Source organism: Streptomyces klenkii (assembly GCF_003626645.1).
Taxonomy (GTDB): domain Bacteria; phylum Actinomycetota; class Actinomycetes; order Streptomycetales; family Streptomycetaceae; genus Streptomyces; species Streptomyces klenkii.
In genome coordinates, this window is record NZ_RBAM01000004.1 from 29,234 (window position 1) to 55,754 (window position 26,521).

General features: G+C 73.6%; 23 protein-coding genes. 4 read left to right on the forward strand and 19 right to left on the reverse strand.

Features of this window, described 5'->3' with window-relative positions; genetic code table 11:
- Nucleotides 1-31: 31 nt before the first annotated feature.
- The 5 genes from D7231_RS10160 to purD form a co-directional block, all read right to left on the reverse strand.
- On the reverse strand, nt 32-730 hold the full coding sequence (locus tag D7231_RS10160) for a response regulator transcription factor (RefSeq protein ID WP_120754652.1): 699 nt from the start codon (nt 728-730) through the stop codon (nt 32-34).
- A gap of 284 nt (nt 731-1,014) precedes the next feature.
- Nucleotides 1,015-1,914 (reverse strand): phosphoribosylaminoimidazolesuccinocarboxamide synthase, encoded by a 900-nt coding sequence (locus tag D7231_RS10165; protein ID WP_120754653.1) that lies wholly within the window; start codon nt 1,912-1,914, stop codon nt 1,015-1,017.
- A gap of 80 nt (nt 1,915-1,994) precedes the next feature.
- Nucleotides 1,995-3,521: a N,N-dimethylformamidase beta subunit family domain-containing protein gene (locus D7231_RS10170; RefSeq protein WP_120754654.1), complete on the reverse strand. Its 1,527-nt coding sequence runs from the start codon at nt 3,519-3,521 to the stop codon at nt 1,995-1,997.
- 203 nt (nt 3,522-3,724) lie between these two features.
- The gene (locus tag D7231_RS10175) at nt 3,725-5,413 is read right to left on the reverse strand and encodes a hypothetical protein (protein ID WP_120754655.1); all 1,689 of its coding nucleotides are present in this window, start codon (nt 5,411-5,413) and stop codon (nt 3,725-3,727) included.
- A gap of 459 nt (nt 5,414-5,872) precedes the next feature.
- Nucleotides 5,873-7,123: a phosphoribosylamine--glycine ligase gene (gene purD / locus D7231_RS10180; RefSeq protein ID WP_120754656.1), complete on the reverse strand. Its 1,251-nt coding sequence runs from the start codon at nt 7,121-7,123 to the stop codon at nt 5,873-5,875.
- Between the two features lie 308 nt (nt 7,124-7,431).
- Here purD and D7231_RS10185 point away from each other — a divergent pair, with 308 nt between their 5' ends.
- Nucleotides 7,432-8,163: an SLATT domain-containing protein gene (locus D7231_RS10185; RefSeq protein ID WP_030367034.1), complete on the forward strand. Its 732-nt coding sequence runs from the start codon at nt 7,432-7,434 to the stop codon at nt 8,161-8,163.
- A gap of 70 nt (nt 8,164-8,233) precedes the next feature.
- Here the strand turns inward: D7231_RS10185 and D7231_RS10190 are convergent, their stop codons facing one another.
- From D7231_RS10190 to D7231_RS10200, 3 genes are all read right to left on the reverse strand, one after another.
- Nucleotides 8,234-8,884 (reverse strand): hypothetical protein, encoded by a 651-nt coding sequence (locus D7231_RS10190; protein WP_106677582.1) that lies wholly within the window; start codon nt 8,882-8,884, stop codon nt 8,234-8,236.
- A gap of 116 nt (nt 8,885-9,000) precedes the next feature.
- Complete coding sequence (locus tag D7231_RS10195; protein WP_120754657.1) at nt 9,001-9,675, reverse strand: GntR family transcriptional regulator; 675 nt, start codon at nt 9,673-9,675, stop codon at nt 9,001-9,003.
- A gap of 217 nt (nt 9,676-9,892) precedes the next feature.
- Complete coding sequence (locus tag D7231_RS10200) at nt 9,893-11,248, reverse strand: aspartate aminotransferase family protein (protein ID WP_120754658.1); 1,356 nt, start codon at nt 11,246-11,248, stop codon at nt 9,893-9,895.
- 328 nt (nt 11,249-11,576) lie between these two features.
- On the opposite strand from D7231_RS10200, the gene D7231_RS10205 reads away from it, so the two are divergent.
- Both D7231_RS10205 and D7231_RS10210 read left to right on the forward strand, forming a co-directional pair.
- Entirely contained in the window at nt 11,577-11,780 is a 204-nt protein-coding gene (locus tag D7231_RS10205) for a cold-shock protein (protein WP_030367030.1), read from the forward strand.
- Between the two features lie 134 nt (nt 11,781-11,914).
- Entirely contained in the window at nt 11,915-13,738 is a 1,824-nt protein-coding gene (locus D7231_RS10210) for a serine/threonine-protein kinase (RefSeq protein ID WP_120754659.1), read from the forward strand.
- A gap of 77 nt (nt 13,739-13,815) precedes the next feature.
- On the opposite strand, the gene D7231_RS10215 is transcribed toward D7231_RS10210, so the two are convergent.
- On the reverse strand, nt 13,816-15,102 hold the full coding sequence (locus D7231_RS10215) for an adenylosuccinate synthase (protein WP_120754660.1): 1,287 nt from the start codon (nt 15,100-15,102) through the stop codon (nt 13,816-13,818).
- Nucleotides 15,103-15,367: 265 nt separating this feature from the next.
- On the opposite strand from D7231_RS10215, the gene D7231_RS10220 reads away from it, so the two are divergent.
- Nucleotides 15,368-16,345 (forward strand): diacylglycerol kinase, encoded by a 978-nt coding sequence (locus D7231_RS10220; RefSeq protein WP_241999642.1) that lies wholly within the window; start codon nt 15,368-15,370, stop codon nt 16,343-16,345.
- A 63-nt stretch (nt 16,346-16,408) separates the two neighbouring features.
- On the opposite strand, the gene D7231_RS10225 is transcribed toward D7231_RS10220, so the two are convergent.
- From D7231_RS10225 to D7231_RS10270, 10 genes are all read right to left on the reverse strand, one after another.
- Nucleotides 16,409-17,068: a response regulator gene (locus D7231_RS10225; RefSeq protein ID WP_120754662.1), complete on the reverse strand. Its 660-nt coding sequence runs from the start codon at nt 17,066-17,068 to the stop codon at nt 16,409-16,411.
- Nucleotides 17,065-18,348 carry a sensor histidine kinase gene (locus tag D7231_RS10230; protein ID WP_120755552.1) on the reverse strand — a complete coding sequence of 428 codons (1,284 nt, stop codon included), beginning with the start codon at nt 18,346-18,348 and terminating at the stop codon, nt 17,065-17,067. The genes D7231_RS10225 and D7231_RS10230 overlap by 4 nt, the downstream gene beginning before the upstream one ends.
- 109 nt (nt 18,349-18,457) lie before the next feature.
- A complete protein-coding gene (locus D7231_RS10235; protein ID WP_120754663.1) occupies nt 18,458-19,228 on the reverse strand; it encodes an alpha/beta hydrolase in 771 nt (256 codons plus the stop codon).
- Nucleotides 19,225-20,466 carry a kynureninase gene (kynU, locus tag D7231_RS10240; protein ID WP_120754664.1) on the reverse strand — a complete coding sequence of 414 codons (1,242 nt, stop codon included), beginning with the start codon at nt 20,464-20,466 and terminating at the stop codon, nt 19,225-19,227. The genes D7231_RS10235 and kynU overlap by 4 nt, the downstream gene beginning before the upstream one ends.
- A complete protein-coding gene (locus D7231_RS10245; RefSeq protein ID WP_120754665.1) occupies nt 20,459-21,289 on the reverse strand; it encodes a tryptophan 2,3-dioxygenase in 831 nt (276 codons plus the stop codon). The genes kynU and D7231_RS10245 overlap by 8 nt, the downstream gene beginning before the upstream one ends.
- Before the next feature lie 232 nt (nt 21,290-21,521).
- Nucleotides 21,522-21,935: a DUF3151 domain-containing protein gene (locus D7231_RS10250; RefSeq protein WP_120754667.1), complete on the reverse strand. Its 414-nt coding sequence runs from the start codon at nt 21,933-21,935 to the stop codon at nt 21,522-21,524.
- A gap of 173 nt (nt 21,936-22,108) precedes the next feature.
- A complete protein-coding gene (locus D7231_RS10255) occupies nt 22,109-23,575 on the reverse strand; it encodes an MFS transporter (protein WP_241999682.1) in 1,467 nt (488 codons plus the stop codon).
- Nucleotides 23,576-23,792: 217 nt separating this feature from the next.
- Entirely contained in the window at nt 23,793-24,815 is a 1,023-nt protein-coding gene (gene fbaA / locus D7231_RS10260; RefSeq protein WP_120754671.1) for a class II fructose-bisphosphate aldolase, read from the reverse strand.
- Nucleotides 24,816-25,025: 210 nt separating this feature from the next.
- Complete coding sequence (gene pyrE / locus D7231_RS10265) at nt 25,026-25,568, reverse strand: orotate phosphoribosyltransferase (RefSeq protein ID WP_120754673.1); 543 nt, start codon at nt 25,566-25,568, stop codon at nt 25,026-25,028.
- Between the two features lie 104 nt (nt 25,569-25,672).
- Nucleotides 25,673-26,452 carry an aldose epimerase family protein gene (locus D7231_RS10270; protein ID WP_120754675.1) on the reverse strand — a complete coding sequence of 260 codons (780 nt, stop codon included), beginning with the start codon at nt 26,450-26,452 and terminating at the stop codon, nt 25,673-25,675.
- Nucleotides 26,453-26,521 lie beyond the last annotated feature (69 nt).

Below are 26,521 nucleotides of genomic sequence, written 5' to 3' on the forward strand. Positions count from 1 at the left end.
CCGCCTGCTGCGTTGCCTGCGTTCCGCTCGGTCACTGCTCCGCCAAGCGGTAGCCGACGCCGTGCACGGTATGGACCAGGCGGGGCGCGCCGCCGGCCTCCAGCTTGCGGCGCAGGTAACCGACGTAGACGGCGAGGGAGTTGGAGTCCGGGCCGAAGTCGGTGCCCCACACGCGCTCCTGGATGACCTCGCGGGGCAGCACCTGGCCCGGGTGGCGCATCAGGACGTCCAGCAGGGCGAATTCAGTGCGCGTGAATTCGAGGGGCGTGCCGCCGCGGTCGCCGGTGCGGGTGGCCGGGTCGACGGTGAGGTCCGCGAAGGACAGGGTGCCGGTGTCCTGCCCGGCGGCCGGTTCCGCGGGGGCGGCGCGGCGCAGGAGGGCCCTGAGGCGGGCCAGGAGCTCGTCCAGGGCGAACGGCTTGACCAGGTAGTCGTCGGCTCCCGCGTCCAGGCCCGCGACGCGGTCGGCTACGGCGTCGCGGGCGGTGAGGACGAGCACGGGCGTACGGTCGCCCAGGGCGCGCAGCCGCCGGCAGACGGCGAGGCCGTCGAGGACAGGCATGGCCAGGTCGAGGACGACGGCGGCGGGCGGTGCGGCAGCGACGGCGGAGAGGGCCTCCAGGCCGTCGGCCGCGGCGCGGACCGCGTAGCCCTCGATGGTGAGGGCGTCGACCACGGCCGCCCGGACGTCGGGGTCGTCGTCGACGACGAGAACGGGCGTCTCGACCATGTCGCCTCCGGCGGGGTTCTGCGGCGTTCGGGGTGCCCTTCCGCTGCGCGGTGCCCACAGCGGGTCGGGGTGCCCCCCAGCTTGTCAGGGCTCTCTTAGAGAGCTCTTAGTTCGGCACCGCCGGATGCGTGGCGTGTGGCTGGGGGCCGTTGCGGCGGAGGAATGTGCCGGGCCCCGCGCGGCCGGGCACCGGCTGCCCGAGGCCGCGTGGCACCGCCGGGAGCGTTTGCCGGTGGCTGGGCGCCGTTGCGGCGGGAGGGGTGGCCCGGCTCCCGCCCCCGGTCTCAGGACCAGCTCAGGCCCGTCAGGCGTTCGTACGCCTCGACGTACTTCGCGCGGGTGCGGGTCACGATCTCCTCCGGCAGGGCCGGCGGCGGCTGGTGGCCGTGGCGGTCCCAGCCCGAGGCCGGGGAGGTCAGCCAGTCGCGGACGAACTGCTTGTCGTAGGACGGCTGCGCCCGCCCCGGCTGCCACTCCTCCGCCGGCCAGAAGCGGGACGAGTCGGGGGTGAGCACCTCGTCCGCGAGGACGAGCTCGCCGCCGGCGAAGCCGAACTCGAACTTGGTGTCGGCGAGGATGATGCCCCGGTCGCGGGCGACGTCGCGGGCCCGCCCGTAGACGGCGAGGGTGGTCTGCCGCAGCAGGGCCGCCGTCTCGGCGCCGGTCTGCCGCGCCACCTCCTCGTAGCTGACGTTCTCGTCGTGCTCGCCGACCTCCGCCTTCGTGGCGGGCGTGAAGATCGGGGAGGGCAGCTCGGAGCCGTCGGTGAGGCCCTCGGGGAGGGCGAGCCCGCACACCGTGCGCGTCTGCCGGTACTCGGCGAGCCCGGAGCCGGTCAGATAGCCGCGGGCCACGCACTCCACCGGCACCATGTCGAGCGCGCGGCAGATGAGCGTGCGGCCCTCCCAGTCGGCGGGGGCGCCGGCGGGCAGGTCCGTGGAGAGGACGTGGTTGGGGGCGAGGTCGGTGAGCTGGTCGAACCACCACAGGGACAGCTGGGTGAGGACCCGGCCCTTGTCGGGGATCTCGGTGGGCAGCACCCAGTCGTAGGCGGACAGGCGGTCGGAGGCGACCATGACCAGATTGCCGTCCGGGTCGCGGTAGAGGTCGCGGACCTTGCCGGTGTGCAGATGCACAAGGCCCGGCACCTCGATCGGCTCGGGCTTCTCTACGAATCCGGACACGCGTCCTCCTGGTGGTTTGTCCAAGCACCACGATTCTGCCGTACGGGACCGGACCTACGCGGAGGAGGGTCGGGCGAGGGTCAGCAGCGCTTGCAGATGCGGTCCAGGAGGTTGGCCGTGGCCCGCTGGATCCGGGTGTCGGTGTGGCCCGGCCGGTCCAGGGCGGGTGACCAGGCGAAGGTGCCCGCGGCGAAGACCAGGGCGCCGCTCGGGGCGCGGTAGAGGGACGTCTCCTGGTGGCGCTTGTTGCCCTCGCTGTCCAGGTACGGCGAGTGGGCCAGCAGGATGCGGCGCGTGTGCTCGGGCAGGGCCGTGCGGGGGTAGTAGCGGTCGGCCTCGCCGGCGACGAGGCCGGGGAGCTCGTCGCCCTCGCCGGCGCCGGTGGCGTCCCACAGCCAGTGGTCGGCGTTGCGCACGACCATGGGGGCGGGCTCGGGGACGCGCCCCGCGTACTGGATGCCCAGGAGCTGCTGCTCGGCGGGCGAGACGTCCCGCCAGAGCGCGGAGCGGCCGGGGCCGCGGTGCTTCCGGCAGGTCATGAGGTGGTCGGGGCCGGCCGGCGAGGGGGCGAGCTCGACCTGCCAGTACATGGTGTTGGCGGAGAGGAAGACCAGCGACGTGCCGGAGTCGCGGGCGAGCTCGGCGGCCCGGCGCATGGCCGGCGACCAGTACTCGTCGTGGCCGGGGAAGACCAGGCCGCGGTAGCGGGAGGGGTCGACGCGACCCGCGTGGAGGTCGCGGGTGTCGGCGTAGGCGAGGTCGTAGCCGTAGCGCTCGGCCCAGCGGATGAAGTCGTACGCGTGGCCCACGTGCAGCGGCAGGCCCGCGCCCGCGAAGGGGCGGTCGAAGGAGACGGTGGTGGCCGCGCCCTCCTCGCCGAGCAACCGGCCGTGCTCGTCCCAGGCGTGGTAGAGGCTCGCGCCCGTGCGGCCGTCCTCGGGGTAGAGGTTGTAGGCCTGCCAGGTGATGTCGGGCAGGACGAGCAGCAGGTCCGCCGGGTGGGTGTCGCGGACGAGGAAGGGGATGTGGCTGCGGTAGCCGTCGGCGGTGGTCAGGACGGCCACGTAGGCGCCGAGGCTCCAGTAGCTGGGGATCTGGAGGCGCCAGGAGAGCCACCAGTGGTGGCAGGAGACCGTGCGGTCGACGGTGAGCGGCGCGGGCTGGACGATGCCGGACAGCCGTGGACTGGTGGTGATCTTCGAGGCGCCGTCGCCCGCGTAGTGGCCGATGCGGTAGACGTCCACGCCGAACTGCTGCGGCGGATCCACGGTGATGCGGAAATCTATGGCCTCGCCGGGGGCGACGGAGCTGTTGGACGCGAAGCCCTTGATCTGGAGGTGGACGTCGTCGGCGGTGCGCGGGCCGCCGCCGCGGGGGGCGGGGACACGGCCCGTGCCGCGCCCGCCGCCGGATCTGCCGGTGCCTGCTCCCGGCCTTCCGCCGCCCCGGTCCGGGACGGGGTTCACGTACCAGGGGATGATCTGGCCCGTGTCGTCGAAATAGTGCTCGCTGCCGCGCAGCCAGGGCAGCGGGCCCTGACCGAAGGGATCGGACACGGCGTGCGCGAGCGCCCCCGACTCCCAGCGGCGGATCTGGTCCATCCCCATGCGTGCTCCCTCCCCTACGTCCCCCGACGCCTGCCGATTTCCCTGGCCGGATCCCGGTGCCCGGGCGTGGCTCACTGCAGTCACTGGCGCACAGCAGCCCCCAGCACATCACATACTGCGCCCGTCTCGTCACCGCTCGTCGCGAAATTCCCCGGTAAGTGACAGGGCGAAGGATCACCGAGTGTCACGGGGCTCACCGGGCGTCACACCAGGCGGACGGGCTTCTCGGGGCGGACCCCCACCTCGCCGAGCCAGGTGCGCAGCGGTGCGTCGTCGCCGTCCTCGATCAGGCTGAGGACCGTGGGGGCGAGGCCCTGGCGGCGGGCGCCGCCGACCAGCAGGGCCGGGCCGTCGAGCCAGTCCAGGCCCGGGGCGGCGCCGGCGGTGTCCACGGCGGCGCAGCAGACCATGGCCGTCACGTGGTCGGCGAGGAGCTCGCGGCCGCTGCGGGGCGGCTGGAGCGGGAAGAGGGGCGCGAGGCCGTCCACCCAGGGCTCGGCCGTGGCCGCGGCGCCGAAGGCCCGCTGCCGGGCCGTGAGCGCCTCCTGGGCGGCCTCCCGGGCCACCTCGGCGCCGAGCCGGGCGCCCAGCTCCTCCGCGATCCCGTCGGTGGACGGGCCCGTCAGCCGCTCCAGGACCCGGGCGACGGTGGGAGCCGCGGCCATGCCGGCCGGGGCCGCGGGGACGGGGGTGAGGGCCGGCAGGGCATCTACGACGTCGAGGACGCGGTGCAGGCGGGCGGCCTCCAGCCGCCATTTCCGGTCCACGACCTCCTCCGGATACTGGCTCCACGCCACCGGCAGCCAGCCCGGGCCCGTGTCCGGCGGGCCGCCGTGGAAGAGCCGGGCCGCCAGCAGGGACGCGGCCTCGTCGATCGCGCCGGGCTCCTCCAGCAGATCGCAGGCCGGGCGCTCGCCCAGCCGGGAGGCGAAGCCCTCCGCGAGGCGGTCGCGGCGGGAGAGCTCGGTGAGGGCGGAGACGACGCCCGCGTCGAGGCGGGAGGGCCAGCGGCCCATGCGCCAGGCGGGCAACGCGACCCGGTTGAGCAGCCGGTCCCAGCCGGCGTAGGCCAGGCCCACCTGCTCCTGGGCGACGATCCGCAAGCCGTAGTCCACGCTCTGGGCGCGCTCGGAAGCGGCCGCCGCGACGCCCCGCTCCATCTCGGCCGCGTGGCCCCGGCAGGAGTGCAGCAGCAGCCGGGCCGGACCGCCGACGAACGCCAGGGCGGGCCGGCCCGCCGCGACCGCCACGGCGGCGTCCAGCCCGCGGACGAAACGGCGGGCGGCGGCTATGTCGGGGTGGGCCGAGGGGCCCGTGCCCGCGACGACCGGCGCCAGCAGGGCGCGCAGCTCGGCGACGCGCATCCACCACAGGAACGGCGACCCGATCACCAGCACCGGCGCGGCCGTGGAACGGCGGCGCGGGCGCCGGGCGCGCGGGGGGCCGTTCGCCGCGCCGTGCGGCGAGGCGTGGGCCGGGTGGGTGCGGTCCTCCAGCCAGCTGTCGCAGTCGGGAGTGAGGGCCATCGCCGACGGGGCCGGGACCTCCAGCCGCTCCGCGAGGTCGCGGACCAGACGGTAGAGGTCGGGCGCCTTCTCCTCCGGGATGGGGACCGTGGGGCTCAGGGCCGGTCTCGCCCGGATGACCACGGCGGCCACGGTGGCCGCGACGGTCAGGGCGAGGACCGCGGCACCGGCGAACACCCAGCGGGCGGCGGACCAGGCGCCGCCGTCCGGGATGCGGCCCATGGCGATGCCCGCCGCCAGCACGGCGGCGGCTGCCGCGGGCAGCAGGGCGACGGCCAGCGCGGCGCTGCGGATGCGCAGCACCGCGAGGGCTTGGGCGCGTGCGACCAGCACGCCTGCTTCCGGACCTGCCACGAGACCGATCACCCCCTGTTGCCAGTTTGTGCTCCGTCGGAACGCGGACCGAGGAGTGCGACAGCGGACGCAACGCCGGGGGGCGTTGCCTTTCCCCCCACTGTGGCACCGGCCTCTGACATCGCAATGCCGGTGGGCCAGTTGCCTGATGCCGGCACCACGGCACCGGTCTCTGCCCGGCACCGTGCTTGCGCCGCACCCTAGTTGGGGGTGGGGCGCGCGTCAGCTAGTTAGCCATCCGGTCACCCGATGGAATGGCTTTGGTCAAAGCCGGGGCCCTGGCCGGGCGGGCTCGACGTATAGGGGGCGGCGCGGCGGGGCCTCCGGCGGGGGGCGGCGCCACGGGTGAGGCCGTTCGGCACCGCCGGACAGGTTGTGGGGGCTCAGCGCCGCCGCGGCGGCGATTTCTTGCCTGCGGCAAGAGGATGGCCGAAAGGGGGAGCACCGCGGTGCTCCCCCTTTCGACGAGCCCTACGCCTCTTCCGAAGCCCGCGCAGCGATGTCCGTGCGGTGGTGGGAGCCGGGCAGGCGGAGGTGGGAGAGCGACTCGTACGCACGCGCGCGGGCGGCCCGCAGGGACTCGCCCGTGGCCGTCACGGACAGGACGCGGCCGCCGGCGCTGACCACGTGCCCGTCGGCGTCCCGGGCCGTACCCGCGTGGAGGACGTACGCGCCGTCGGTTCGCGCGGCCTCTTCCAGGCCCTCGATGACGTCGCCCGTGCGCGGCGTCCCGGGGTAGTTGTGCGAGGCGACGACGACCGTGACGGCGGCGCCGTCGCTCCACCGCAGCGGCGGCAGGGACGCGAGCGTCCCCGTGGCCGCGGCGTGCAGCAGCCCGGCCAGGGGCGTCTTCAGGCGCGCGAGGACGACCTGCGTCTCGGGGTCGCCGAAGCGGGCGTTGAACTCGATCACGCGGACGCCGCGCGAGGTGATCGCGAGGCCGGCGTAGAGCAGGCCGGAGAAGAGCGTGCCGCGGCGGCGCAGCTCGTCCACGGTGGGCTGGAGGACCGTCTGGAGGACCTCGTCGACGAGCTTGGGGTCGGCCCAGGGCAGCGGGGAGTACGCGCCCATGCCGCCCGTGTTCGGCCCCTCGTCGCCGTCGAGGGCGCGCTTGAAGTCCTGGGCGGGCTGGAGGGGGACGACGGTCTCGCCGTCGGTGACGGCGAAGAGGGAGACCTCGGGGCCGTCCAGGAACTCCTCGATCACGACGCGGCCGCAGGCCAGCGCGTGCTCGCGGGCGAGGCCGAGGTCGCTGGTGACGACGACGCCCTTGCCGGCGGCCAGGCCGTCGTCCTTGACGACGTACGGCGCGCCGAAGGCGTCGAGCGCGGCGTCGATCTCCGCGGGCGTGGTGCACACGTAGGCGCGGGCCGTGGGCACGCCGGCCGCCGCCATGACGTCCTTGGCGAACGCCTTGGAGCCCTCCAGCTCCGCGGCCTGCCCCGAGGGGCCGAAGACGGCGAAACCCCGCTCGCGCAGGACGTCGGAGACGCCCGCGACCAGCGGGGCTTCGGGGCCGACGACCACCAGGTCCGCGCTCAGGGACGCGGCGAGGCCGGCGACGGCCGCGCCGTCGAGGGCGTCCACCTGGTGCACCTCGGCAACCTCGGCGATCCCGGCATTGCCGGGGGCGCAGTGCAGCGCGGTGACGTCGGGATCGAGGGAGAGTGAGCGGCACAGGGCGTGTTCGCGGGCGCCGCCGCCGATGACGAGGACCTTCACACCCGTCACCCTATTGCCTCGTCGACTGATCGCTTTCCCGGGTCCGTACGACGGTCCGTACGACAAGACGCGAGCGCGGCACAGAAACGTCACTGCACCGGCCCCGCACGGCCGGGCGGCAACCGGACGACAACGGCGTGACCATACCCCCGACCCCGCGACCCACTCTTTCGGGTGATGTCGATCCGCGGCTTATACCGGATTCCTCAGCGCTTACGGGCGGAAAAGCAGCGATCTTGTCCCCAAGACCGACCGTTCGGCGGTAGGAAGGTGGCTCGCGATCCGCATGCGGCAGAGGGAGTGCACGGGTGAGCCAGCCGGAGATGCAGCCCGAGGGGCTCCCCCGCGAGCAGAGTGGGAGGCACCGTGGCGACCTGCGCGGCCGCACGTTCCCGCTCGGCGACTGGGGGGAGCCCGCGGAGCGTCTCGATGAGCTGTACCGCTGGGTGGAGAACGGCGCCCTCTACCTGGTCGACTGGTATCTGGCGGACCGCGCCTGGAAACGCCGGTGGGCGCGCGCGCTGCGCATCGGCGCCGCGGCCTGCGCGGTGGTGGGCTCGGCCCTGCCGCTGCTCCAGCTGACGAACGTCGTCCGCACCGGCTGCGCCTGGGGCTTCCTGGTGCTGCTCGGGTCGGTCGCCTGCGTCGCCTGCGACCGCTACTTCGGCCTGACGTCCGGCTGGATGCGGGCCGTCGCCACGGCACAGGCCGTGCAGCGGCGGCTGGAGGCCCTCCAGTTCGACTGGGCGTCGGAGTGCGTCCGCGAGGTGCTCGGCCCGACGGAGGGCACGGCCAGCGAGGCGGCCGAGCGCTGCCTGAGCGTCCTGCGCCGCTTCTCCGAGGACGTCTCCGAGCTCGTGCGGGCGGAGACGGCCGACTGGATGGTGGAGTTCCGCGCGGGGCCGACGCCGCTGCTCACGCAGTCGCTGGTGTCCTGGGGCCCCCGGGGAGAGGGCGGCGGCCCGCTGCCCCGCTTCCCGCTGCCCCCCGGCACCCGGCCGAACATGCCGCGGCAGCGGCCCCCGGAGTCCCCGCGCTGACGCCCCGGACGCACCGGCGAGCGGCCTCAACCGGGCCGGCAAGCAGCCTCGGCCGGACCGGCGAGCGGCCTCAGCTGAAGACGATCATCGACCCCTGGCCCAGACTGCGCGTCGCCGCGGCGTGCAGCCCCAGCCAGACGTGCCGCTCCCGCGCGAACGGGCTGTCGTCCTCCGGCCCGGGCGCCGCCCGCTCCTCCAGCCCCGTGGGCCGCTCCGGAGCGGCGGGCGCGGCAGGGGGGTTGTCCGGGTCGATGCCCAGCACCGGTGCCACCGCGTGCAGTTCGCGCAGCAGCCCCTGACTGGACCCCAAGGGGCCGCCGCCCTCCAGGAGTTCGTCATTGGTCAGCGGGTGCGCGAAGTCCACCGGGACGTACGCGCCGGCGTGGTCGTAGTGCCACACCAGATGGGACTGCTGCGCCGTGGCCTCGAACATCTCCAGCAACTGCTCATAGTCCCCGCCCAGTTCGTCCACGGGGGTGACGGCGAGGCCGCACAGGTTGAGCATGTGGGCGCGGCGCAGGAAGTGCAGCGCGTCGTAGTCGAAGCCCGCGACGGGCGCCACGTCCCCGGAGAGCCCCGGCATGTAGCCGAAGACGGGCACGGGCGGCAGCCCGGCCTCGCCGAGCGCCTTGTCGTACGCGGCGATCTCCTCGGCGAAGGGGTTGTCGGGGCTGTGGCACAGCACGTCGACGAGGGGGACCAGCCAGAGGTCACAGGCCACGTGAACTCACTCTCGTTCGCGACGACTCAAGACGGCTGAAGACGGTTCACGTCGACTCGGCGGACGACTCGACGTGATGCGATGGTCGAGCCAGAGTAGTGCGGCCGGGCCGGTTGTCATACCGGGCGGGAGGCCTCGATCAGTGCCAGGGAGTGCTGGTTGTACGCGGTGATGATCCGCTCCACCTCCACGGCGTTCTGCCGGGCCACGGCCTCGACGAGTTCGCTGTGGCCGCTCCACAGGCGGCCCCGGAGGGTGGGCATCCGGCGCAGCAGCGGGACGGTGAAGACCCAGCCCTGCACCCGGACCGTATTGAGGAAGCCGGATATGTACGGGTTGCCGACGATTGCGGCGAGTTCGCGCCAGAAGCGGAGGTCGTAGCCGATGAGGATGTCCAGGTCGCCCGCGGCGGCGGCCCGCGAGGCCTCCTCGGCCCGGCGCCGCACGGAGGCCAGCGCGGACGGGGTGACGGCGCCCAGCGCGCGGTCCGGGGAGCGGCGGAAGATGCCCTCGACGATCAGCGAACGGGCCTCGACCATGTCCCGGAAATCGGCATACGTGAATTCGCGCACGCGGTAGCCCTTGTGCATTTCCACGCCGAGCAGCCCCTGCGCGCACAGGTCGAGCAGCGCCTCGCGCACGGGTGTGGCCGAGACGCCGTACTGCTCGGCGATCTCCTTGACCGTGAACTGGCGGCCCGCGGGGAGCCGCCCCGCTATGACCTCGTCGCGCAAGGCATCGGCGATCTGCTCGCGCAGCGTCGTGCGTCTGACAGCCTCGCTGCCGGGCATCGGTCTCCGTCTCCCCTTCCCCGGCCGCGCGCCATGGTGCGAGCGGCCCTCGCAAACGATATGCGAGGGCCGTCTTGGACAATATGGCCGTGCGCACAGGAACGGGGCACGGTACCCCATGCGGGGTTGCGCCCTTACGAGTGGGCTCGGGTGGTTCGGCGCCGCCGGTCACCTTTTGCGACGGTTGCGCACCGCCGGGGCGGGAGCGCCCGGGACCTCAGGCCGTGTACGCGTCCGCCACCGTGAGCGCCTCGTCCAGGGCCGCCAGGCCCTGCTTCGCCTCCTCCTCCGTGATCGTGCACGGGGGCACCACGTGGGTGCGGTTCATGTTCACGAACGGCCACAGGCCGTTCTTCTTGCAGGCGGCGGTGAACGCCGTCATCGCCTCGCCCGCCGCCGCGTACGGCACCAGCGGCTCGCGGGTGGCCCGGTCCCGGACCAGCTCCACGGCCCAGAAGGCGCCCAGGCCGCGCACCTCGCCGACGCTCGGGTGGCGGCCGGCGAGCTCGCGCAGGCCGGGGCCGAGGACCTGCTCGCCGATCCGGGCGGCGTTCTCCACGATGCCCTCCTCGGCCATGGCGTTGATCGTCGCCACGGCGGAGGCACAGGCCAGGGGGTGCCCGGAGTAGGTGAGCCCGCCGGGGTAGGGGCGCTCGTCGAAGGTGGCGGCGATCTCCGCGGAGATCGCGACGCCGCCGAGCGGCACGTAGCCGGAGTTGACGCCCTTGGCGAAGGTCAGCAGGTCGGGCACGACGTCGAAGTGGTCGGCGGCGAACCAGCGGCCCGTACGGCCGAAGCCCGCCATGACCTCGTCGAGGACGAACACGATGCCGTAACGGTCGCAGATCTCCCGCACTCCGGGCAGGTAGCCGGGCGGCGGGACCATGATCCCGGCCGTGCCCGGGATCGTCTCCAGGACGATCGCGGCGATCGTGGCCGGGCCCTCGAAGGCGATCGTGTCCTCAAGGTGTTGGAGCGCGCGCTCGCACTCCTGCCGCTCGCTGTCCGCGTGGAAGGGCGAGCGGTAGAGGAAGGGCGCCCAGAAGTGCACGACGCCCGCCGAGGCGGTGTCGGAAGGCCAGCGGCGCGGGTCGCCGGTGAGGTTGATGGCCGCGGCGGTCGCGCCGTGGTACGAGCGGTAGGCGCTCAGCACCTTGGGCCGGCCGGTGTGCAGGCGGGCCATCCGCACGGCGTTCTCGACCGCCTCCGCACCGCCGTTGGTGAAGAAGATCTTGTCGAGGTCGCCGGGGGTGCGCTCGGCGATCAGCCGCGCGGCCTCGGAGCGCACGTCCACCGCGAAGCCCGGCGCGATCGTGCACAGCCGCGCCGCCTGCTCCTGGATCGCGGCGACCACCTTGGGGTGCTGGTGGCCGATGTTGGTGTTGACCAGCTGGGAGGAGAAGTCGAGGTAGCGGTTGCCGTCGTAGTCCCAGAACCAGGAGCCCTCGGCGCCCGCGACGGCCAGCGGGTCGATGAGGCCCTGCGCGGACCAGGAGTGGAAGACGTGTGCTCGGTCGGCGGCCTTGACGGCGGCGCCGGCGGCGGGGTCGGCTGCGGGGTGCGGGGTGCTCACGGTCGGCTCCCTGGTGCTCTGGCCGGGCTGGGGCTTGGGACGGGCAACAGCCAGCGTAGGCAGGCCCGGACCGGCCCGACACCGGCACTGTGTATGGCTCTTGCCGCGCCCGCCGACACACTGCCGGGCCGCGCGGCACGCCGCGTCGGCCGGGGAAATTCGCAAATTCCGCGAATGGGACGAGCCGCATGCTACGGTCATTTTCCGTTGCAGTTATGGACCCGGTCATATGCGCGCCTGAAGGTCTGCGACCTTCAGGCGCTGTTGCGTTCGGCTGCGCTTTTTAGGTGCCCGGAATTCAGGCACCGCCGCCATCGAGGAGATCATCTTGGCTACCGGCATCGTGAAGTGGTTCAACTCGGAAAAGGGATTCGGCTTCATCGCCCAGGACGGCGGCGGTGCCGACGTCTTCGCCCACTACTCGAACATCGCTACCCAGGGGTTCCGGGAGCTTCAGGAGGGCCAGAAGGTCACCTTCGACGTCACCCAGGGCCAGAAGGGCCCTCAGGCGGAGAACATCATTCCGGCCTGACCCCGCTCCCCGGCCCGCGCCGGGGTCCCCAGCGGTCCGGACCGGGGCCCCGTACTTTCCGAGTGCGGGGTCCCGGTTCTTTCCTGTCCCGCTATTCTCCGCAAAGAAACACGGGGGACACGGAGGACCTGACCATGGACGGCCTGAGGCCAGACGATCCACGCACACTCGGCGCGTACCGGCTGCTCGGGCGGCTCGGAGCGGGCGGCATGGGCCGCGTCTACCTGGCCCGCTCCGACCGGGGCCGCACGGTGGCCGTCAAGCTCGTCCACCGCGAGCTGGCCGGCCAGGAGGAGTTCCGGCGGCGCTTCCGCCAGGAGGTGCGCAGCGCCCGCCAGGTCGGCGGCGAGTGGACCGCGCCCGTGCTCGACGCGGACACCGAGGCCGAAGTCCCCTGGGTCGCCACCGGTTACATCGCCGGACCGTCCCTGCGGCAGGTCGTCGACCGGGACTTCGGGCCGCTGCCCGAGCGCTCCGTGCGCATCCTGGGCGCCGGTCTCGCGCGCGCCCTCCAGGCCGTGCACGCCGCGGGCATCGTCCACCGCGACCTCAAGCCGTCCAACGTGCTCGTCACCCTCGACGGCCCGCGCGTCATCGACTTCGGCATCGCCCGCGCCCTGGAGACCGTCGCCGACGGCGACGGCCTCACCCGTACCGGCGCGGCAGTCGGCTCCCCCGGCTTCATGTCGCCCGAGCAGGTGCGCGGCGGCGCGGTCACGCCCGCCAGCGACGTCTTCTGCCTCGGCTCGGTGCTGGCCTACGCGGCCACCGGCCGGATGCCGTTCGGCACGGCCGACAGCGGCGTGCACGCCCTCATGTACCGGATCGCGGAGGAGCAGCCGGACCTGACCGAGGTCCCGGCCGGACTGCGCCCGCTCATCACGTCGTTCCTCGCCAAGGACCCGCAGGAGCGGCCGACGCCCGCGCAGGTCCTGGAGGTCACCGGCGTCGAGGAGGTGCTCGGCGACCTGCGCTCCGCGGAGCCCTGGCTGCCGGGCGGCCTCGTCGCCCAGCTCGGGCGGCACGCCGTGCAGTTGCTGAACGTGGAGGAGCCCGTACGGGGCCCGGAGCCGGCGGGCGACGGGCACGCGCCGACGGCGATATCCCCGGCGGCGGCGATATCCCCGGCAGCACCGGCCCCGCAGCCGCTGCCGCCCGCGCGGCAGGATCCGCCGACCATCACCGCGGGGAACACGCCTCCCCCGGCGGGGCACCCGTCGCATCCCGTGCCGCCGCCCGCGCCCGCCACGGTCCCTTACGGATATCCGCAGCCGGGCCCGTACGGCCCCGGCCATGCGCACGGCCACGCCCCCGGCCCGCACGACTCGGGCAGCACGTACGTCACCGGGTACGTCCCCTACGGGCCTCCCGCGCCGCGCCGTTCGCGGGTGCCGGTCATCCTCGCCGCCGTGGTGGCCGGCGGGCTGATCGCGGGAGCAGGAACGGTCTTCCTGCTCAAGCACAACGGCGGGAAGGACGAGGTTTCCGGAGCGGCGAGCTCCTCCTCGCGGGCCGCCTCCCCCGGCACCACGTCCCCATCGGCCGCCCCCGGGTCCACGCCCGCGCCCGCCACGAGCCCCGGCACGGACAGCAGCACCGGCGGGCCCCAGGCGTTCGCCGGCACCTGGCAGTCCGGTTTCGGCAACGGCGCGCGCACCAACAGCCGGGCCATCACCATCACGCGGGGCGCGGACACCGTCGTCACGATCGAGGGGAGCGGCGTCCTCGACGACGGCACGCCGTACACCTGCCAGTGGCAGACCACGGCGACCGGCGGCGGTACCGCCGGGACCCCGCTGCACCTCGGCCCCTCCCGGGTCACCCGGGCGAACCCCGCCTCCGCCTGCCAGCCCGGCTCCGCCTCGGACCTCGTCCTGCTCCCGGACGGCCGGATGCGGCGCGACTTCGTCGACTCCGGCACGAAAGACGCCTCACTGGTCTACCGGAAAACCGGCTGATACCCGAAGATCGCCTGAACGCGACGGCGCCCCGGTGGCCGAAAGCCACCGGGGCGCCGTGCGTCCGTACAGGGTGCCTACGAAAGGAACGAGTTGATCTCGATCGTCTCGTCGCGGCCCGGGCCCACGCCGATCGCGGAGATCGGCGCGCCCGACATCTCCTCCAGCGCCTTCACGTACGCCTGCGCGTTCTTCGGCAGGTCCGAGAAGGTCTTCGCCTTGGAGATGTCCTCGCTCCAGCCCGGCAGCATCTCGTAGATCGGCTTCGCGTGGTGGAAGTCGCTCTGGCTGTAGGGCAGCTCCTCGACCCGCTTGCCGTCGATCTCGTACGCGACGCAGACCGGGATCTGCTCCCAGCCGGTGAGCACGTCGAGCTTGGTGAGGAAGAAGTCCGTCAGGCCGTTGACGCGGGTGGCGTAGCGGGCGATGACCGCGTCGAACCAGCCGCAGCGGCGGTCACGGCCGGTGGTCACACCGCGCTCGCCGCCGATGGTGCGCAGCGCCTCGCCGTCCTTGTCGAACAGCTCGGTCGGGAACGGACCGGCGCCGACGCGCGTGGTGTAGGCCTTGAGGATGCCGATCACGCGGTTGATCTTCGTCGGGCCCACGCCCGTACCCGTGCAGGCGCCGCCCGCGGTCGGGTTGGAGGAGGTGACGAAGGGGTACGTGCCGTGGTCGACGTCGAGCAGCGTGCCCTGACCGCCCTCGAAGAGGACGACCTTGCCCTCGTCGATGGCGTTGTTCAGGATCAGCGTGGTGTCCGCGACGAACGGCTTGATCTGCTCGGCGTAGCCCAGCATCTCGTCGACGATCTGGGCGACGTCGATCGCGCGGCGGTTGTAGAGCTTCGCCAGGATCTGGTTCTTGAAGTCGAGGGCAGCCTCGACCTTCTGCGTCAGGATCGACTCGTCGTAGAGGTCCTGAACGCGGATGCCCACGCGGTTGATCTTGTCCGCGTAGGTCGGGCCGATGCCGCGGCCGGTGGTGCCGATCTTCCGCTTGCCGAGGAAGCGTTCCGTCACCTTGTCGACCGTCGTGTGGTACGGCGTGATCAGGTGAGCGTTACCGCTGAGCAGCAGCTTGGACGTGTCGACGCCGCGCTCGTTCAGCCCGCTCAGCTCGGAGAGCAGGACCGCCGGGTCGACGACCACACCGTTGCCGATGACCGGGGTGCACCCCGGCGAGAGGATCCCGGAAGGGAGGAGGTGCAGCGCGTATTTCTGGTCGCCGACGACCACCGTGTGGCCGGCGTTGTTGCCACCTTGGTAGCGCACCACATAGTCCACAGATCCACCGAGGAGATCGGTGGCCTTTCCCTTGCCCTCGTCACCCCACTGAGCACCGAGCAGCACAAGTGCGGGCACAGGCGTACACCCCTTCCGGGCGGGGCATGTCCAACGTGCGTGGTGGTGTCACCCCGCTTGCTCAGGGCGTACACCACCGCTAGAGCCGTCGAACCGGTGCCCCGGATAGACGAAGCCCCTGGCGCAACAGCGACAGGGGCTCTTGCACCGAGAGATTACCGAATATTTCGCTCGGGGGACGAACAGAAAGACCCAGGGCCCCGGGTCGCGACCGGGGGTCCGGGGGTCGTGCCCCGGGAAAAACAGCACCTGAGGAAGGACCGAGGTGTCGGCTCCAGACCCTGGCGAGCAGGCTCTGCTCGTGGTCATCGACCCGGTCGCCCGCCGCGTGGACGGCGAGTCCGTACGGATCGCGAGGGACGTGCTCCGCGGCGGCGCGGCGACCAAGATCTGTCTGCCGGAAGGGCCGGAGGAGGTCGAGCGCGCCCTGGCCCGGCGCGGCCGGCGGCGGCCGGTCGTCATCGGCGACGACCGCGCCCTGCTGCACGTGGTGACCGTCCTGCACCGCCGCCGCGAGCTGGCGGACGTCCCGGTGTCCGTCGTGCCTGTGGGGCCCCTGCCGGCCGTCTCCGTGGCTCGCAGGCTCGGGGTGCCCCTGGGGCCCGTCGCCGCCGCCCGGGCCGTCCTGGACGGCCTGGAGCGGCCTCTGGACGTGCTCGTGGACGACAGCGGCGGTGTGATCCTCGGCGGGCTGTGGATCCCGGGCGGCGGCGACGGGCCGGACGCGGCTGCGGGGTCGCCGGTGCCGGCTGGGCCGAACGGGTCTGCGGAGGCTGCTGAGGGCGGTGCGGAGGCTGTGGATCCGGCGGCCGCGGGCTCCGGCCCGGGTTGCGCCGGCGCGGAGGGCGTGCCCGGCGGAAGTGGCGAAGGTCACCAGCCGTGGTGGTCCCCGGCCGCGCGCACGGCCCGCTCCGCGCTCACCCTGCTGACCGGTCCGGCGGCCGCCGGCCGCGTCCCCGTGCCCGGCTGCACCCGGCTGCGGATCGAGGCCGACGGAGTGCTGATCACCGACCTCGACCGGCCCGTCACCCGCGTCTCCCTGGACACCGCCGACGACGGCCTCGCGGAGCTCGCCGTCCACACCCACGACGCCGACGCCCCCCTGCGCTCGCGCGCCCGCCGCGTCACCGTCTCCGGGCCCGCGTTCCGCTACCGCGCGGACAACGTCCTGGCGGGGCCGGTGCGGCGGCGCACGTGGACGGCGGCACCGGGGGGATGGCGGCTCACGCTGCCTCGCGTGTAGCCGTCCGGCGGGCCGCCACCGTAGCGGCCCGCCGCCGTGGTGGCCCGTCGTTGCGGGCGGCTCTCAGCCGCCCGGGGTCACCAAGCCCGCCTCGTACGCGAAGACCGCCGCCTGCGTCCGGTCGCGCAGGCCCAGCTTCACCAGGATGCGGCTGACGTGCGTCTTGACCGTGGACTCGGCGACCACGAGGTGCGCGGCGATCTCCGAGTTGGAGCGGCCCTGTGCGACCAGCACCAGCACCTCCGTCTCCCGCTCGGTCAGCTCGCCGACGCGCTCCTGCGTGGGCGGCTTGGGCGTGCCCAGCCGGGAGAACTCCTGGATGAGGCGCTTGGTGACCGTCGGCGCCAGCAGCGCCTCGCCGTCGGCGACCACGCGCACGCCGTCCGCGAGCTGCCGGGCGGAGGCGTCCTTGAGCAGGAAGCCGCTCGCCCCGGCCCGCAGCGCCTGGTAGACGTACTCGTCCAGGTCGAAGGTCGTCAGGACCAGCACCTTCGCGTCCGCGTCGGCGGCGACGATCTCCCGGGTGGCCTCCAGGCCGTTGAGCACGGGCATCCGGATGTCCATCAGGACGACGTCGGGGCGCAGAGTGGCGACCTTTTCCACAGCCTCCCTGCCGTCGACGGCCTCGCCCACGACCTCGATGTCGGGCATGGCGTTCAGCAGGACGGAGAAGCCCTCGCGGACCATCATCTGATCGTCAACGATCATCACGCGGATGGTCATGCGGCGGCCTCGCCCGGCTCCACGGGGAGGAACGCCGCGACCTCGTAGCCGCCGTCCTCCGTCGCCTCGGCCGTCATCGCGCCGCCGAGCATCGCCACGCGCTCGCGCATGCCGAGGACGCCGTGGCCGGCGCCGGGCGAGGGCTTCGCCAGCCGGTTCGGCGGGCCGTTGACGACCCGCAGGCCGAGCCCGCCCAGGACGTAGCTGACCTCGACGCGGGCCTCGGCGCCCGGCGCGTGCCGCAGGACGTTGCTGAGCGCCTCCTGGACGATCCGGTACGCCGACAGCTCCACGCCCTGCGGCAGCGGCCGCACGGCGCCCGTCGTGACGTGCTCGACGGCCAGTCCGGCCGAGCGGATGTTGCCGAACAGCGAGGGCAGCGCTTCGAGGGTGGGCTGCGGGGCCTCCGGGTCGGCGAACGCCTCGGGGTTCTCCGACCGCACGACGCCGAGGATCCGGCGCAGCTCGGTCAGCGCCGCCACGGCGTTCTCCCGGATCGTCTGGAACGCGGCCGCGAGCTCGGGCGGGGTGTCCTGGACGCGGTACGGGGCGGCCTCCGCCTGGATGGCGACGACCGACATGTGGTGCGCGACGACGTCGTGCAGCTCACGGGCGATGGTGGTCCGCTCCTCCAGCACGGTGCGGCGGGAGCGCTCGACCTCGGTCACGGCGGTCTGCTCGGCGACCTGCTGCTTGGACTCGCGCAGCCCGCGCATGGAGAGCACGGCGATCATCACGACCGTGAACAGGGCGAACATCTCGAAGAGATCGGAACCCGGGTAGCCGCCGTACGGGCGGAAGGCCTGGAGGAAGAACGTCAGGAAGATGCCGGCCGCGGCGGTGAGCACCAGCATCTCGACCGCGACGCGGGGCCGCGTCCGCAGGGCCACGAACAGCACGACGATCAGGTACGTGACGAAGTTGACCGACGAGTCGCCCATTCTGTAGCCGCTGAGGAAGACGCCCGAGAACAGCATCCCCGCCAGGGAGAGCCACCAGGCGCCGACCGGCCGGAGCATCGTCATGATCAGCGGTGCGCCGACGAACAGCCCCGCGTAGCCGAGCCCGGACACGCCGCCTATGCGGTCGGCGGTCGCGAGCGTGACGAAGCACGCGAAGAGGGTGAGGGCGCTGTGCGGGAACCAGCGTGCGTACCGCCGGGCGCGCACCGGCAGCCGGCGCACCCACCCGCGCTCGGTGGGGAGCGGCAGCAGCGGGCGGAACGCGAAGGCGTCGGTGAAGAGGTCCTCGCGCAGCCTGTGGAGGGCAGTCTTCGCCATGCGCAGCTCGTTGCCCGGGTGGGTGTCATGGGTGTCGGTCACACCATCAACGGTAGGCAAACCGATGTCGTAGGGCGTCCCCATGAATGGGGATCTCCGGGGGTCCTCCTTAAGTCGGACGGGCCTCCCCCCGGGAGGGAGAGAGCAGCGCGGTCAGCAGGTCTCCGTAGGCCGCCGTGCCCGGCGTGACCGCGGCGTAGTGGCCGGTGCCCGGGAGGGTGTGCAGGGTGACGTCCGCGCCCGCCGCCGTGGCGGACGTCACGTAGGACCGGGACAGCTCCAGCGGTACGTCCGGGTCGTCGGTTCCGTGCAGGACGGTGACGGGGACGCGCGCGGGCGGGCGCAGGACGGGGTCGGCGTCCGCGGGCCGCTCGCCGCCCAGGAACTCCTCCACCGCTCCCCCGCTCAGCCCCAGCTCGCGCGCCCGGGCGAGGTCGGCGACCGGGGCGATGGCGACGACGTCTGTGACAGCGTCCGCGACCGTGGCGTCGCTCGCCGCGCACAGGGCGAGGTGGCCGCCGGCGGAGTGGCCTACCAGGACGTGTCTTCGCCGAGGCGGCCGGCTGCGGATCGCCGCGGCGCGGACGACGTCCTCGTACGTCCGCGGCCAGCCTCCGCCGCCGCCCGGCCCGACGCGGCGGTACTCCGCGAGGGCCACCTCCACGCCCTGCGCGGCCAGGGCCGCCGCGAGGGGCGCGAGGTGGCGGCGGTCGTAGGCCTCGCGCCAGAACCCGCCGTGCAGCAGGGTCACGCGGACGCCGGCCGCCGGCCCGGCCGGCAGGTGGAGGTCGACGACCTGGCTGGGGTGCGGGCCGTAGGGCACGGTCGCGTCGGGCGGCACGTAGGGCAGGCCGAACAGGGCGTCCTCCTCGGCCGTCACCGCCGGGCCTCCGCCACCACCTCGCCGAGCACGCGCGCGGCCCGTTCCGCATCCGCGAAGCGCGTGTACAGCGGCGTGAAACCGAACCGGAGGACGTCCGGGCGCCGGAAGTCGCCGACGACACCGCGGCGGATGAGCTCCGCCATGACCTCGCCGGCTCCGGGCCCGTACCGCAGCGACACCTGGCTGCCCCGCTCGCCGTGCGCCCGCGGCGTCACGGACTCGACGCCGCCTTGCGGGACGTACGCCTCGACGCAGCGCAGGAAGAAGTCCGTGAGGGCGAGGCTCTTGGCGCGGACGGCCGCGAGGTCCACGCCGTCCCAGACGTCGAGCGCGGCGTCGAGGGCGAGGAGGGAGAGGATCTCCGGGGTGCCGACGCGGCCGCGGACGGCGCCGCCGGCGGGCGCGTAGGCGGGGTCCATGGCGAAGGGGTCGGCGTGGGAGTTCCAGCCGGGGAGCGGTGAGTCGAACCGGTCTTGCAGGGCGCGGCGCACGTAGAGGAAGGCGGGCGCGCCGGGGCCGCCGTTGAGGTACTTGTACGTGCAGCCGACCGCGAAGTCCGCCCCGTCGGCGTCGAGACGGACGGGCAGGGCGCCCGCGCTGTGGCACAGGTCCCACACGGTGCGCGCGCCGGCGGCGCGGAGGGCGGCCGTGGTGCCGGGCAGGTCGTGGAGGCGGCCCGTGCGGTAGTCGACGTGGTTGACGAGGGCGACGGCCGTGCGGGGGCCGGCCTCGCGGGCCATGTCCGCCGCGTCGACGGCGCGGATCCGGCAGCCGGTCATGCGGGCGGCGGAGCTGGCGATGTAGCCGTCGGTGGGGAAGGTGGCGGCGTCCACGAGCACTTCGTCCCGCAGGGGGGCCTCCCCCTCCCCTCCCCCCTCCCCCGCCCCCCGTGTCATGCGGATGGCCGCGACCACGGCCTTGAAGACGTTGACGCTCGTGGAGTCGCCGGCGACGACCTGGCCCGGGGCGGCGCCGACCAGCCGGCCGAGGCGGTCGCCGACGCGCTCCGGGGCCGTCCACCAGCCGGACTCCTCCCAGGAGCGGATGCCCAGCCGCCCCCACTCGCGCCCGACCACGTCGGCGAGGCGGCCGGCGACGCCGCGCGGCGGGGCGCCGAGCGAATTCCCGTCGAGGTAGACGACGGCGTCGTCAAGGTCGAACTCGGCGCGCTTCGCGGCCAGTCCGTCGGCGGCGTCGAGCGCGGCGGCTTCCCCGGCCCGGACCGCCTCAGACACGGCTGCGCGCCGTCCACAACTCGGGGAACACGTGCTTCGTCGCCCGCTTCTCCAGCCAGGCGACGCCCGGCGAGCCGCCCGTGCCCACCTTCGCGCCCATGGCCCGGCGCGTGGCCACCAAGTGATCGTTGCGCCAGCGCCAGACGAGCTCCGCGACCTCCGTCAGCGCCTCCCCCAGCCGGCACTCCTCACTGCCCTGGTCCCCGGCGTATATCCGCTCCCAGACCGCCTCGACCGCCGGATCCGCCGCATACCGCTCGGAGACGTCACGGCCGAGGACGGTCACGGGTATCTCATGGCCGCGGCGCGCGAGATGGCGCAGCACCTCGTCGTACAGGCTGGGTGCGTACAGCGCCTTCTCCAGCTCTGCGTGGATCTGCGGCGCGCCCTGGTGCGGCACGAGCATGGCCGCGGACTTGTCGCCGAGGAGGAACTCCAGCCGCCGGTGCATCGCCGACTGGAAGCCGGACGCGTCCCCGAGGGCGGAGCGGAAGGCGTTGAACTGCGCCGGGGTCAGGTGCGCCAGCGGCTCCCAACTGGCGTTGAGGGACTGCAACTCGTACGTGGAGCGCTTCAGGGCGGCCATCGCCACCGGCAGGTCGTCCTCGCGCAGGGCGCGCGCGGCGGTCTCCCATTCGTGCACGATGACTCTGAACCAGAGCTCCATCACCTGCGTGGTAACGAGGAAAGCCATCTCCCCGGGGTCCTCGGAGAGCGGCTCCTGAAGGCTGCTGAGCTCGGACGCCCGCACATAGTCCTCGTACGGGGTGGTGCCGGTGAAGTGAAGGTTGGCTGCCGTGTCCTGCGGATCGGAAGAAGTCACGTCGTCTCCCCTGCCGTTGCTCCCGGGTTCGCCGGGCCACTGACGCGATCATGCGGGCGGGGAGCCGGTCACGGCAAGGGCTGTGGATAACCCGGGGATAGCCCGGCGGACAGCCGGAACAGACAGCGGAAGGGACACCGGACGGACAGCCGGACGGACACCGGACGGGCAGTCGGGGCAGACAGCCGGAACGCCCCGCACGAGGCAGGGCGTTCCGGCCGTGCGTCACAGGTCAGCCCAGGGTGTTGGCCGCCGTGGGCGAGCTGTCGCGCAGGAAGGTGGAGCAGCGCTCGTACTCCTCCTGCTCGCCGATGGCCTGCGCGGCGCGCGCGAGGGCGTGCAGGGCGCGCAGGAAGCCGCGGTTCGGCTCGTGCTCGAAGGGCACGGGGCCGTGGCCCTTCCAGCCGCTGCGGCGCAGTGCGTCGAGGCCGCGGTGGTAGCCGGTGCGGGCGTAGGCGTAGGACTCGACGACCCGGCCGCCCTCGAACGCCTCGTCGGCGAGCTGGGCCCAGGCCAGCGACGACGCGGGGTACTTCGCGGCGACCTCGGAGGGGGCCGCTCCGGAGGCGAGCAGCTCGCGCGGCTCCGGGTCGTCGGGCAGGTGGGTCGGGGGCGGTCCCCCGAGCAGGTTCTCGTGAATGGACATGAGCTCCAGTTTGCCCTGTCGCCCCGCCGCCTGGGCAGGTGCCGGAGCCACCGGCCGCCGATTGCGGTCAGCGCGCCGGGCCGCGTACGGGCGCTGCATCCCGTACGGCTGTGCCACGTACGGGCTCTGCACCCCGCACGACTGCGCCGCGTACGGCCGCCGCATACGGCCGCTCAGGCGTCGCCCGGGTCCAGCGGCGGGGACGCCGCCCCGCAGTGGTACGTGCTCTCCGGGTGGCTGGGCTCCTCGCCGGTGGGCTTGCGGGCGCGCAGGCACGCCGCCCCGACCGTGAACCAGGCCAGGGCCGAGCCCAGCGCCAGGGAGCCTGCGCACCAGTACATCGCGCTGCGGAAGGCGCGCGCGAACACCGCGGGCTCGCGGTAGGCGTCCGGGCCCATGCCGACCAGCAGCGGCAGCGCGGCCACGGCGACCAGGCCGGCGGCGCGGGCGGCCGCGTTGTTGATGCCGCTGGCCAGGCCGGCGCGGGCGACGTCCACGGAGGCGAGGACGGTCGCGGTGAGCGGGGCGACGAGGGCCGTCATGCCCAGGCCCAGGACCACGAGCGCGGGCAGCACGTCCGCCCAGTACGAGGCGCCGTGGCCGACGCGGGCCATCAGCAGCATGCCCGCGGCGCACAGCAGCGGCCCGATGGTGAGGGGCCAGCGCGGGCCGATGCGCTGGGCGATCTCCCCGGAGCGGGCCGACAGCAGCAGCATCAGCACCGTCGTGGGCAGCAGGGCCGTGCCGGCCTGGAGCGCCGACCAGCCCAGCACGACCTGCAATTGCAGCACCGACAGGAAGAAGAAGCCGCTGAAGGCCGCGTAGACGCACACCGTCACCGCGTTGATCGAGGAGAACAGGCGGTTGGAGAAGATGTGCAGCGGCAGCATGGGGTCGCGCCTGCGGGCCTCCACCCGGCAGAAGGCGATGCCCAGCAGGACGCCCGCGACGGCGGGGCCGATCACCCACGGCGAGGCGCCCTTGTCGGGGGCGGCGATCAGCGCGTACGTCACAGCGCCCAGGGCGAGCGCGCCCAGGGCCGCGCCGAGGGCGTCGAAGCGCCCGCCCGCGCCGGGGTCGCGCGTCTCCGGGACGTACTTCAGGGCCACCGGGACGCACACCGCCGCCAGCGGCAGGTTGATCAGGAACACCCAGCGCCAGCCGGGCCCGTCCACCAGCCAGCCGCCCACGAACGGGCCGACCGCCGTGGCCACCCCGCCCAGGCCGGACCACGCGCCGACGGCCGCGGCCCGGTCCTGCTGGCGGAAGACGGCCTGGATGAGGGCGAGCGAGCCGGGCGTGAGCAGGGCCCCGCCGATGCCCTGGAGGGCCCGCGCGCCGACGAGCACGCCGGCGCTGGGGGCGATCCCGCACAGCAGCGAGGCGAGCGCGAACCACACCACGCCGATCACGAAGACCCGCCGCCGCCCGTAGCGGTCGCCGAGGGCGCCGCCCAGCAGGATCAGGCCCGCGAGGGTGAGCATGTACGCGTTGACGGTCCACTGGAGGACCGGCAGGTCGGCGTCGAGGTCCCGGCCGATGTGCGGCAGGGCGACGTTGACGACGGTGCTGTCGAGCATCGCCATGCCCGAGCCCAGCACGGCGGTCAGCAGCACCGCGCGCCCCGTGGCGGTGCCCATGCGCACCGCGGGCCCTCCGACGGGCGCCTGCTGCCCCGCCTCCGTGGCCCGCGCCGGCGGGGGCGGCTCGGGGCCGGGCCCGGGCGCGGGTTCCGGTGCGGAGTCGCTCATGGCGCGATCATCCCCCGGACGGGCGCGCGCGGCCATACGGAAGGGGCCCGGTGCCGCTCGCGCGCGGCACCGGGCCCCTTCCCCGGCCGTAGGGCCGTTGCTTCGGCTACTTCAGCTTCGTGCCCGTGGCGCGCAGGTCCGCGCACGCCTTGGTGACGCGCTCGGCCATGCTCGCCTCGGCCAGCTTGCCCCAGGTGCGCGGGTCGTAGGTCTTCTTGTCGCCGACCTCGCCGTCGACCTTCAGGACGCCGTCGTAGTTCTTGAACATGTGGGCCGCCACCGGACGGGTGAAGGCGTACTGGGTGTCGGTGTCGAGGTTCATCTTCACGACGCCGTTCTCCAGCGCGGTGCGGATCTCCTCCTCCGTGGAGCCGGAGCCGCCGTGGAAGACGAAGTCGAACGGGTCGGCCTTGCCGTGCTTGGCGGCGATGCCGTCCTGGAGGTCGCGCAGGAGCTCCGGGCGCAGCACGACGTTGCCCGGCTTGTAGACGCCGTGGACGTTGCCGAAGGAGGCGGCCAGCAGGTAGCGGCCCTTCTCGCCCAGGCCCAGCGCCTCGGCGGTGCGCTCGACGTCCGCGACGGTGGTGTAGAGGTCGTCGTTGATCTCGTGGGAGACGCCGTCCTCCTCGCCGCCGGTCGGGGTGATCTCGACCTCGAGGATGATCTTCGCCTTCACGGCCTCGGCGAGGAGCTCCTTCGCGATGGCGAGGTTCTCGTCGAGCTTCTCGGCGGAGCCGTCCCACATGTGGGACTGGAAGAGGGGGTTGCGGCCGGCGGCGACGCGCTCCTGGGAGATCGCGAGCAGCGGGCGGACGTAGCCGTCCAGCTTGTCCTTGGGGCAGTGGTCGGTGTGCAGCGCGATGTTCACCGGGTACTTCTCGGCGACGACGTGCGCGAACTCGGCGAGCGCGACCGCACCCGAGACCATGTCCTTGCTGTACTGACCGCCCAGGAACTCCGCACCGCCGGTGGAGATCTGGATGATGCCGTCGCTCTCCGCCTCGGCGAAGCCGCGCAGCGCGGCGTGGAGGGTCTGCGTCGAGGTGACGTTGATGGCCGGGTAGGCGAACTTGCCTGCCTTCGCCCGGTCGAGCATCTCGTTGTAGACCTCGGGGGTTGCGATGGGCATCTGTCCGCTCCTTGTGATGTGCGGGTACGGGCGTAGTGGTACGGGGCCCTGACCTAGGGGGCGACGGTCATCGTCGCCCCCATCTTCCCAGACTCCCCTGATTACTCCACATGAGGCCCGGCGTGCTCATATGAGCCGAGGTGTGCGCAAGGGGCGTGGTTTCACGTGAAACCACGCCCCTTGCGGCGCCGCACTCATGGAAAGGGCAGGTCAGGACAGGCCCAGGTCCCCCAGCGAGTAGCCCGTGACATAGCGCAGGCCCGCGCCCTCGATCGCGGAGGCGGCACCGCGGTCGACGATCGTCGCGACCGCGACGACCTCCGCGCCGGCCTCGCGCGCCGCCTCGACGGCGGTCAGCGGGGAGCCGCCGGTGGTCGAGGTGTCCTCGACCACCAGGACGCGGCGGCCCTTGATGTCCGGGCCCTCGATGCGGCGCTGCATGCCGTGGGTCTTCTGCGCCTTGCGGACGACGAACGCGTCCAGCTTGCGGCCGCGCGCGGCGGCGGCGTGCAGCATCGACGTGGCGACGGGGTCGGCGCCGAGGGTCAGGCCGCCCACGGCGTCGAAGTCCAGGTCCGCGGTGGCGTCCAGCATCACCTGGCCGACCAGCGGCGCGGCCTCGGCGTCCAGGGTGATCCGGCGCAGGTCGATGTAGTAGTCGGCCTCCTTGCCGGAGGAGAGGGTCACCTTGCCGTGGACCACGGCCTTGTCCTTGATCTGCTCTAGCAGGGCGTCACGCGTGCTCATGCCCATGAGCTTAGGCCAGCGCCCGCCGGGCCGGGCCCGTCCGGCGAGCGCGCGCCGAGCGAGCGCCGGGCGGTCGTCCGTCAGTCGAGCGAGCGCTGGGCGGTCGTCCGTCAGCCCAGCGTCCGCCAGGTCCACGTCGTGGAGATCTCCAGCGGGTCGATCGGCGTGACGAGGCGGGGCAGGGTGTTCAGGCCGTTGGGCGGGCCGGACTGCGGCTCGACGCAGACGGCCGCCTCCTGCTCGTCGTAGACCACGACCCATTCGGCGCGGCTGGCCACCTTCAGCTCCAGGGCACCGGGCCAGGTCAGGGTCACGTCGACGCCGTCGGGCATGCCGAAGCAGTCGTCCCAGGGGCCGGGGAGGGGGTCGATGCGGCGGCCGGTGGGGATGTGGTCGGCGCCGCGCTCCTCCTGCCAGCCGGGGGTGAAGTCGAGCCGTACGTCCTCGCCGGTGCCGAGGTTCCGCAGGAACCAGGGGTGCCAGCCGGCCTGCGCCGGGAACGAGTCGCTCGCCGCCTCCACGCCCATGGTGAGGGTGAGGGCGTCCGGGGCCAGTTCGACCAGCTGGGTGACGCGGCCGGGGTACGGCCACGGGTCGGCGAGGTCATAGGTGAACGCGGCGGAGGAGCCGTCCACCCGGACCGTGTGCCACGCCGTGTCCCGGCCGGTGCCGTGAATGGCGTGCGGCGGATGGTTGACGGGCATCTGGTGCCGCTCGCCGCCGTTGCGGAACTGCCCGAGCTCGATGCGGCCGCACCAGGGCACCATGGGGAAGCAGCCGTACTTGTCGCCCTGGCGCAGGAGTTCGGTCCCGCCGATGCGGAGGCCGGTCAGCCGGCAGCCGTGCCCGGGGTCGACGGTGAGCTCGGCGTCCCCGGCCTTGAGGTGCACGAGCCGGCCCGGCCGTGCGGGCTGCCCGGGGTCAACGGGCCCGCCGCTTGCGTCATCTGTGCGTACGTC